Annotated in this window: 7 protein-coding genes; 5 read left to right on the top strand and 2 right to left on the bottom strand. The window is 30.5% G+C overall.

Translation table 11 applies throughout. The features are described from left to right. Positions 1-40: 40 nt before the first annotated feature. A complete protein-coding gene (locus TA89_RS11825) occupies positions 41-388 on the bottom strand; it encodes an EamA family transporter (protein WP_040213605.1) in 348 nt (115 codons plus the stop codon). 211 nt (positions 389-599) lie between these two features. Between TA89_RS11825 and rfbD the strand changes: the two genes are divergently transcribed. The 3 genes from rfbD to TA89_RS11810 all read left to right on the top strand — a co-directional run bounded on the left by rfbD (position 600) and on the right by TA89_RS11810 (position 3,492). Continuing rightward, entirely contained in the window at positions 600-1,487 is an 888-nt protein-coding gene (gene rfbD, locus TA89_RS11820) for a dTDP-4-dehydrorhamnose reductase (protein ID WP_040213602.1), read from the top strand. A 180-nt stretch (positions 1,488-1,667) separates the two neighbouring features. Next, positions 1,668-1,967: a hypothetical protein gene (locus tag TA89_RS11815; protein ID WP_040213600.1), complete on the top strand. Its 300-nt coding sequence runs from the start codon at positions 1,668-1,670 to the stop codon at positions 1,965-1,967. 34 nt (positions 1,968-2,001) lie between these two features. Then, complete coding sequence (locus tag TA89_RS11810; protein ID WP_040213599.1) at positions 2,002-3,492, top strand: LTA synthase family protein; 1,491 nt, start codon at positions 2,002-2,004, stop codon at positions 3,490-3,492. Positions 3,493-3,586: 94 nt separating this feature from the next. Here TA89_RS11810 and TA89_RS11805 read toward each other — a convergent pair whose 3' ends face one another. Continuing rightward, positions 3,587-4,600, bottom strand: a complete 1,014-nt coding sequence (locus TA89_RS11805; protein ID WP_052447471.1) for an LCP family protein — start codon at positions 4,598-4,600, stop codon at positions 3,587-3,589. A gap of 241 nt (positions 4,601-4,841) precedes the next feature. Here TA89_RS11805 and TA89_RS11800 point away from each other — a divergent pair, with 241 nt between their 5' ends. Together TA89_RS11800 and TA89_RS17770 are read left to right on the top strand one after the other, a co-directional pair. Next, the gene (locus TA89_RS11800) at positions 4,842-5,501 is read left to right on the top strand and encodes a TcaA NTF2-like domain-containing protein (RefSeq protein WP_040213598.1); all 660 of its coding nucleotides are present in this window, start codon (positions 4,842-4,844) and stop codon (positions 5,499-5,501) included. 42 nt (positions 5,502-5,543) lie between these two features. After that, complete coding sequence (locus TA89_RS17770; RefSeq protein ID WP_052447470.1) at positions 5,544-7,304, top strand: DUF4214 domain-containing protein; 1,761 nt, start codon at positions 5,544-5,546, stop codon at positions 7,302-7,304. Positions 7,305-7,325 lie beyond the last annotated feature (21 nt).

The raw sequence follows: 7,325 nt of genomic DNA, 5'->3' as shown, positions 1-7,325 counted from the left end.
AGAGCTTAAGCTCTTGCTTTTTTTTACAGATAAATATTATTTATCTGTAGCTTATGACAAAAACACCTATAAATATTATTATAGTGCCTATTATAGTATTTCTTGATACATTTTCGTTAAGAAAAAATATACCGATAAAAAGGGTTATTATGTAACTCATGCTTTGAAGAGGGTAAACTTTAGTTAAATCAAAGCGTTTAAGAATGTAAAACCAATATAATGTAGCAATCATATAAATAACTAAACCACTGAATACATATTTATTAAAAATTGCTGATATAGCATTGGCTACACTGTTGATTTCTATATCTCTCAGGCCTATCTTCCAAAGCATTTGTCCCGTAACTAGTAAAATAGAATTAAGTAAAACCAGTAGTACTGCGTTCATAGTTTCCTCCTTAGGTCTTAGTAATAACTTCAATAAGATATTATACAATAAAATAAGTGAATAATACATTAAATTTAATCATTATCCCTTATGTATAGGGCCAAAATAGACAATAATATCTATATAAAGTATAATTATTAAGAATTAATATTTATAATCCGGTAAGTATAAAATTAAAATATAATATTTAACATTCAGGAGGTAAGTACATATGAAGATATTGATAACAGGAGCCAGAGGCCAGCTTGGAAGCCAGATAGTTAATATAATAAAAAATGGTAAATCAGAAATAGGAAGCATACCAAAAGAGATGATAGGAGCAGAGATTGTAGGGATAGACATCCAGGATTTAGATCTTACTGATCAAAATGCGGTTATAAGCTTTGTTAAAAAGGAAAATCCTGATATAATTATAAATCCTGCAGCCTATACAAACGTTGATGCTTGTGAAGCCAATGTAGACATTGCTTTTAAAGTTAATGCCCTTGCTGCAAGAAATATGGCCATGGCAGCAGAAGCGGCAGGAGCAAAGCTTGTACATATATCTACAGATTATGTTTTCAGTGGAGAGGGTTCATCTCCTATTAAAGAATATGATCTTCCTGCTCCTGTAAGTGTATACGGAAAAACCAAGCTGGCAGGAGAAAACTTTGTAAAGGAATATTGTTCAAAATACTTTATAGTTAGAACTGCATGGCTATACGGTTATAACGGAAAAAACTTTGTTTATACCATAATGAATGCTGCTAAAGAAAAGGGACATCTTGATGTGGTTAATGACCAAAGAGGTAATCCTACTAATGCAGAGGATGTGGCGCATCACATACTAAAAATAGCTGTGAGCAATGAATACGGTACATATCACTGTACAGGTACCGGTGAATGTTCCTGGTTTGATTTTGCAAAAGCTATAGTAGAGTATGCAGGAATAGATTGTGAGGTTAATCCTATAACTTCAGATAAGCTTGTAAACAGAGCTGCAAAAAGACCTGCCTATTCTTCCTTAGACAATATGATGTTAAGATGTACTGTGGGAGATGAAATGAGGGATTGGAAAGAAGCTCTTAAGGTATTTATGAAAAATGTGAAAAACAAATAATCTGAATATAAAGCTGTTTCCCTAAGTGAGAAGCAGCTTTTTGTTTTCCTAAATGTAAATAATAATTTAATGCATAGACAACATTATGTAAACTTTAAAATATTGCTTTGTAACTGTCTTCCAATAGAAAAACAGTTATGGTAGTATAATCTATGCCATAATTAGTTATAGGAGGACAAAATGACCATATTTATTAATAAATATATTAAATTATTTAGTTTTGGAATTATTATGGTACTAAAGGAAGCATTAGTTTTTAGTAATAGAGGTATAAACATAGATTATAAACACATGATATATCTGTTAATAATATACTTATTTATAGGAAGCTGGACCTTAATATTAGATAATAAAAATCAGCTAAAAACTTTAATTATCCTAGATGTAATTATATCGATTTTAATGTTTGCCGACATACTTTATCTTAGGTATTACACTCAGTTTTTAACTCTTCAGCTTTTTCCGTTATTAAAAAAATAATATGTCCAATTTAAAGGAAAGTATTTTTTCTTTGATGAAAGCTAATGATATACTGTTATTTATTAACCTGCCTGCGGTACTTTTAATATTAAACTTCGTAAAGCGCAAGAAGCTTATGAGGCCTTTTAATGTAATCAATTACCTAACTATGGCTATAATAATTATTATAGGATTTTTAACCATCAATATAAGAAAAGACGTTAAGTCTGATGTGCTTTTATACAACTATGATATGAAAACCATAGCAGATGAATTTGGCCTTATGTACTATCACTATAATGATATTCGGGAGGCCATAGCCAGCAGAAACAGCAAGAAAAAACTTACTCCGGAAATTTTAGAGGATATAAGAAGATATTTTAATAATGTTCTTGTTGGTAAGGAAGCTAATAGGCTGAAGGGAGTTGCTAAGGGCAAAAACATAATTTTTGTTCAGGGAGAGGCTCTTCAAAACTTTGTAATTGGACTACAGGTTAATGGGAAGGAAATTACTCCTAACCTTAATAAGTTAACTAAGGATGGCTTATACTTCAGTAGCGTTTACGCTCAGACTGGTGGAGGAAATACTTCTGATGCAGAGTTTATGGCAAATAACTCCCTTTATCCTGAAAAGACAGGAGCTGTTTATTTCAGTAAGCCTAATAATCAATATAACGCTCTTCCAAAGCTCTTAAAAGAAAGAGGGTATTTTACTGCTGCAATGCATGGACATACCAACACCTTCTGGAATAGGGAAACAGTGTATAATACCTTTGGATTTGATACATTTTATTATAATACCTCTTACTCAACTGATAAGATAGTTGGATGGGGAATAAATGACAGAGACTTTTTCATAGAAAGTATAGATATACTTAAGAATGTACCAAAACCTTTTTATTCTATGATGGTTACAGTTACCTCTCACCATCCTTTTGGATATTATAAGCATGAAAATAGAGTGGAAACAGGAGAATTTGAGGATACTCAAACTAACGATTACCTGGAGGATATAGCTTTTCTAGATGAAAGTATAGGAGCTCTCATAGAAAAATTAAAGGTTGAAGGGCTGTATGACGATACCGTTTTAGTTATTTATGGAGATCATAGAGGCCTTAGAGACGATAAAAACGAGGAGCTAAGCAGATTTTTAGGAAAGGAAAATACTCCTGTAACGGTAATCGGTGATTATACTAAAATTCCTCTTATAATAAGCATTCCCGGAAGAAAATATTCTGAACAGATAAAAACTCCCGGCGGACATATTGATATTATGCCTACCCTTTTAAATCTTTTAGATATAGAAAATAAATATATGATGGGTAAGGATTTATTAAACACTGAAGATGATATGGCTGTATTAAGAAATGGAAGTTTCATAACCTCACAGTATATTTATGACAGTGATAGTGATAAAGCATATGACTTAAGTAATAAGGAAGAGATAGATAGCAATTTAATAGAGCCGACTATAGAAAAAGCAAGTAGTTCTTTAAGAACCTCGGATCTTATATTAAAATATGATGCTTTATTAAAGTTGGATTAGTAAGTATAAATTAATTAAGTTACTGTGAAGGTGATAAAAAGTCCTATAGATAAAGTATTATTTCTATAGGACTTTTATCATAATAGCTTTGATACTATTTTTTCTTAGGTTTTATATCTTCAAATATATATTTATATATATGATCTTTAGTGGCCTCTTCATCAAATTGAAGATAGTAAATTTTATTTAAGTTTATTCCCTTTGCATAACCGTCAATTGGAAAGCGCTCCTGTTCGATATTACCAATACCAGAGGTTAAGACATCAGTACCAAGCTTTAATATTTCCGTTGATGAAAGGCTGGTTTTAACATAGGGCAGTAGCTTATTTACTGTGGAAGGGAATTTAGTTACTCCGGCGGATTTAATTTTGGTTAGCAAAGCCTCGAGAACTATTCTCTGTCTTTCTGTTCTTTCAGAGTCACCGCCTGATGTGTATCTTATTCTCGAATAAGCCACAGCTTGAATCCCATTAACTTTTTGGGTACCGGGCTTAGTTATAGAGGTAGGAGACACCTTTTTTAGAGCAGCCAACTCATTAATATAATTGTTAATATACTGAAGTTCATCTTGCCTGATGTTTAATGTAATTCCCCCTAAAGAATCAATAATGTCCTCCATATTTCCAAAGTCTACGGTAACATAATCCCTTATATTTAACTCAAAGTTTTGATTTATTGTTTTTACAGCTAACTGAGGGCCTCCAAAGGCATATGCGTGATTTATCTTATCCTTTCCTCGTCCTTCTATATTCACATACGAATCTCTCATAATTGAAGACATTTTAAGTTTTTTATGTTCCTTGTCTAATGTAAGGATAATAATAGAGTCAGAACGTCCTTTTTCTTGTTCACTACGATTATCCACTCCAAATAACGCTATGTTAATGATATTATCTTTTCCTTCAAATTTATCTAGAGTATCTTCTCGTATGCCTATGGCATCGTTTAATTGAGAGATTTCGTCTGTTTCAACTTTATTTAAAGTATTATAAATATAAAATGTGGTAAAACCAAATATAAAAAGTAAGATAAAAGCTAAAGAGATAAAAAGCTTTTTAATTGTATTTTTACTTTTTATTTGTCTATTTTTTTTAATTTTATCACCCATAATATTCCTCCTTTATAATTTAAATAACTAATTATCCAAATGAAATTATACCAAATTACTAATTATAAATATATACGAATAGATCTGTAATTAAGTATTAATCACTAAATGATTAATCTTTATTCTATTATTTTAAACTACATGTATATTATGGATATATATGTAATGATTGTAAAGTGTTTTTTTTTAGTATAAAATAATTATAATAAAATAAAAAACAAATAAGCTTAAGGAGGAAAAGATGGTAAAAAAGACCATAATGATATTATTTTTAGCAATTATAATTCCAAGTACAGTTATATCCTGCAGAAATGCAACTCAAAATATTAATAATGATAATAACTCAAAAAAACAAGAAATATCACAAGAGGATAAAGTAAATAATCCAGACGATAAATCAAATAGTAATGATAATAAACCTTCACAAAATACTAATAATTCTGGGGTGAATCAGGAAAAAAAACTTGACGGAAATAGTTCAAATGGAATGAATAAACCTAGAGTGCCTGTTAATAAAGACGATATAAACTTGACTGTGTCAAATGAAGAGTCAAAAAATATATCTTTGTTGTTAGAAAATTATCTAATTATATATGCAAATTTAGTTAACATAAAAGGTGCAGATATAAGTTTTATGGACGAAAATGTAAGTAAAGATAGCGAGTTTTATCCTAATTTAAATTTAGAAATTCAAAATATGAGAAATAAATATAATAATTTGGAATTTGTAAAAATGGATATTAAAAACATAAATAAAGAAAAAGATGAAGTCTTTAAAGTAATAATAAGCGAGGAATATATTGCAACTAATAATGGACAAGCTTCTAGAGAAAGTAGAGGATATACATATACAATTCAAGGAAAGGGAGAAAAAATACTAATAACAAATAGAACACAGTAAATAACAGTTTTAAAATAAATTAGAGGAGTAGTGGGGATAAAAATGAAGAGATTTAGAAAATTAGTAATACTAACTTTATTATTTACTATGTGCTTTTCATATGTAAATGTGCTGAAAACAAGTGCAAGTATTGAGAGTGCTACGGGATTTGTAACTAGGTTGTATCAAACCATTCTAAGTAGACAGCCTGACGAATCTGGAGTAGCTTTTTGGGCGCAAACTTTAAATATACAGCAAATTACAGCGGCAGAAGTAGCTGATCAATTTTTTTCGGGAGCAGAATTTAAAAGTAAAAATATAAGTGATGTTGATTTTGTAAAAATTGTTTATAAATCGTTGCTAGGAAGAGATCCTGATGAAGGAGGCATCAAATACTGGACAAATGCTTTGTCAAATGGAAGTTCTCGTGACAGCATACTTTCTACTTTTGTAAGATCTCAAGAATTTGGAATCTTATGTGCTAACTATGGGATTCCTAGTGGCAGTCCGATATTCGATAATGTAAAGAAGAATTCAAACATAGCAAATTTAGTTAGAAGAACGTATATCCATACACTTGGAAGAGGAGCTGACGAGAATGGTTTCAACTACTGGTTTAATGGAATTTATAATGGACACATAACTCCTGCACAAATGATAGAAGAGTTTATACAAAGTGAGGAGTTTGTTAAAGGGAACGTTAGTGCAAATGAATACATTAATATAGTATATAAAACACTTTATGACAGAAATGCTGACTCAGAAGGAATGTCTTATTGGGTAAATAGCATTATGCATGGATATAGCAGACATTTTATATTAGTAAACTGCATAAACTCCCAAGAGTTTAAAGATACAATAGCTAGATATAATATTAAAAACGCTGGAGAATTACGCTTATATAACACAGACAAGCCTTATGATACAGCAATATTAGGTATTACTAAAGTTAATAATATAAACTTAAGATCTTTACCATCTGGAAGTTCTTCTGTTATAACTACTATTCCAAAGGATTCACTTATCGTTGTGGATAAAAGACAAGGTTCTTATTATAAAGTGAAATTTAAAGATAGTAATAATGCTATAAATGAAGGATATATAGCCAGAATAATAAGCTATGACTATAGTGTAGATATATTAAGCGATAACCAGAATAATGTTATGTTAGGAGTGCTTTCAGAAAAATATGAATCCAACGGTGATCCGGGAAGGATTTCATCAATAAGTGGTGATGCAGGAGGAAAGTCTTATGGTGCCTGGCAGTTATCTTCTAATATGGGATCTTTAAATGGTTTTGTATTATGGTTAGCAGGAGAAAGAAATACATATCATAATATGCTTATAGAGGGACAAAATAAAGATTTAGCAGAGGCTAATACTAAATATGGATCTAATTTTGATGCTGCTTGGACTAAAATAAGTCAGGATCATTATGATGATTTTTATCAGGTTCAACATAAATACACAAAAAGAAATTTTTATGATAAACTAATATCAAACATAGCAGCAAATCCTAAGATGGATGGTAAGATCTCGAGCTTTTCAGTAAGGAATGTATTATGGTCCACATCAGTACAACATGGTGCAACAGGTGGAACAAGGGTAATTGAAAATTCATTAAAAGCCATTACTAATAATACAACTTCTGAATTCATTGATAAAGTTTATGCTGAGCGAGGTAGAAAAAATGCTAGCGGTCAATTAGTGTACTTTACAAATAATTCGGATGCTGTTCAAGCTAGTGTTGCCAAGAGGTTTATTAAAGAAAATGTTGATGCTCAAAGAGTTTTAACTCTGGAAAATACATATATTGTTAACTAATAAAAAAGTTCCCTTTAGTTG

Source organism: Clostridium polynesiense, from assembly GCF_000820705.1.
GTDB classification, from domain to species: Bacteria; Bacillota; Clostridia; order Clostridiales; family Clostridiaceae; genus Clostridium_AA; species Clostridium_AA polynesiense.
The sequence above is the reverse complement of the archived record's forward strand: the minus strand, read 5'-3'. Positions and strand labels throughout refer to the sequence as shown.

What these genes read in the sequence shown, in the direction of transcription:
- TA89_RS11825 (WP_040213605.1), bottom strand. Translation starts at nt 388, where the DNA reads ATGAACGCAGTACTACTGGTTTTACTTAATTCTATTTTACTAGTTACG.
- rfbD (WP_040213602.1), top strand. Translation starts at nt 600, where the DNA reads ATGAAGATATTGATAACAGGAGCCAGAGGCCAGCTTGGAAGCCAGATA.
- TA89_RS11815 (WP_040213600.1), top strand. Translation starts at nt 1,668, where the DNA reads ATGACCATATTTATTAATAAATATATTAAATTATTTAGTTTTGGAATT.
- TA89_RS11810 (WP_040213599.1), top strand. Translation starts at nt 2,002, where the DNA reads ATGAAAGCTAATGATATACTGTTATTTATTAACCTGCCTGCGGTACTT.
- TA89_RS11805 (WP_052447471.1), bottom strand. Translation starts at nt 4,600, where the DNA reads ATGGGTGATAAAATTAAAAAAAATAGACAAATAAAAAGTAAAAATACA.
- TA89_RS11800 (WP_040213598.1), top strand. Translation starts at nt 4,842, where the DNA reads ATGGTAAAAAAGACCATAATGATATTATTTTTAGCAATTATAATTCCA.
- TA89_RS17770 (WP_052447470.1), top strand. Translation starts at nt 5,544, where the DNA reads ATGAAGAGATTTAGAAAATTAGTAATACTAACTTTATTATTTACTATG.